This window comes from Bradyrhizobium aeschynomenes, assembly GCF_013178945.1.
GTDB classification, from domain to species: Bacteria; Pseudomonadota; Alphaproteobacteria; order Rhizobiales; family Xanthobacteraceae; genus Bradyrhizobium; species Bradyrhizobium aeschynomenes.
This window is the reverse complement of record NZ_JABFDM010000058.1, coordinates 1-301: the sequence shown is the minus strand read 5'-3', so window position 1 is coordinate 301 and position 301 is coordinate 1. Positions and strand designations below refer to the sequence as shown.

Below are 301 nucleotides of genomic sequence, written 5' to 3'. Positions count from 1 at the left end.
GCGATTCGTAGGTTACGTCTACGTAAAAACGTTACAGTTAAATATAACTGCAAATAACAAAAATTCTTACGCATTAGCTGCTTAATTTAGCGCATGCGTTGCTCTTGACCAGTTTACTCGTGACTGGTTTTCGAGTATCAACTTTAGCGAGTTACGTTTAACTACCTCACCTGAATAGTTAAAAAGAGTCTTAACAGGTTAGCTGGTTCATACTAGCCCTGTTATATGGCGTTTTGAACTAGTGAAGTTTAAGTAATATAACTATGATCGTAGAGGTTAATGACGAGATGCGTTTGGACAG

Annotated in this window: 1 other RNA gene; it reads left to right on the top strand. The window is 37.5% G+C overall.

Features of this window, described 5'->3' with window-relative positions:
• Positions 1-301: a transfer-messenger RNA gene (ssrA, locus tag HL666_RS33960) on the top strand; the annotation flags it as partial.